A 943-nucleotide genomic window follows, 5' to 3' on the forward strand; every position below is an offset into this window, starting at 1 on the left:
TCTAAAAGATTATCTACTAAAGTTTCAAAACCACCATAACAGGCAGGAACACCTACGGTGCCAATTATATGAATTTTTTTCATTATTAACCTAGATTTTCACAAGTACATACTTAATGTAGTAATAAAGCGTTTTTTGAATTGTTCAACCGTAAATTCATTAGAGTAAGTTTTTCTGGCATTCTCACCCATTAATTCTCTTTCAGCAACAGCCATACAAGCAACTTTACTTAAAACTGAAGATAATTGTTCTATATCATTCGGATTTATGGAAAATCCATTAACTCCACTATCAATTACTTCTTTGGCACCACCATGATTAGTTGCAATAACTATTTTTGAAGCTCTCATTGCCTCCAAAACTGTTGTCGGGAAAGGATCTGGCATTAATGATGGTACAACACAACAGTCTAATTGCTGAATTTTCTCAGATGCTTCTGGATCAAATCCATATACAATCACAGTATCCTTTAAACCTGCCAAGGTTATGTCTTCCATGAATTTCGACATTAATTCCTTTCTTGTCGGTGGAGCATCACCATACACATGGACTTTTATTTGTGCCAACTTTTCTTTAGGCATGGCTTTTAAAGCCTCTAACAAAAACCATTGCCCCTTTTCAGGCATCACTCTACCAACCATGGCAAAATTAACAAAATTATTTTTAAGAGGTTCTATTTTTTGACTACTAAGCTCTGGTATACCATTATGAATAACATAGCTATTCGATTTAAAATCCGAAATATATGAAGCAACATGGTTAGATACACTTACAATCACAGTTGCGCAGCGTTGGACTGTCTTCTTAATCAGTTGACCGTATAAGCTACCATTTAAATACTCATGACAGTGAACAAGACTTTTTATATTTAATAGTTTTGCTATAACAACAATACTGAATAGCGCCAATGTGTTTATGTATATCAGATCATATTTCTTTCTCA

General features: G+C 33.8%; 2 protein-coding genes. Both read right to left on the bottom strand.

Annotation, left to right across the window (positions count from 1 at the left end; genetic code table 11):
• Positions 1–83: DUF1972 domain-containing protein (locus tag IM273_RS22195; protein WP_193055661.1), on the bottom strand; the 83-nt coding region annotated here is incomplete at its 3' end.
• A gap of 15 nt (positions 84–98) precedes the next feature.
• A partial coding sequence (locus IM273_RS22200; protein WP_193055660.1) for a glycosyltransferase family 4 protein occupies positions 99–943 on the bottom strand: 845 nt, incomplete at its 5' end.

This window comes from Enterobacter cloacae complex sp. P13B (genome assembly GCF_014895915.1).
Taxonomy (GTDB): Bacteria; Pseudomonadota; Gammaproteobacteria; order Enterobacterales; family Enterobacteriaceae; genus Enterobacter; species Enterobacter bugandensis.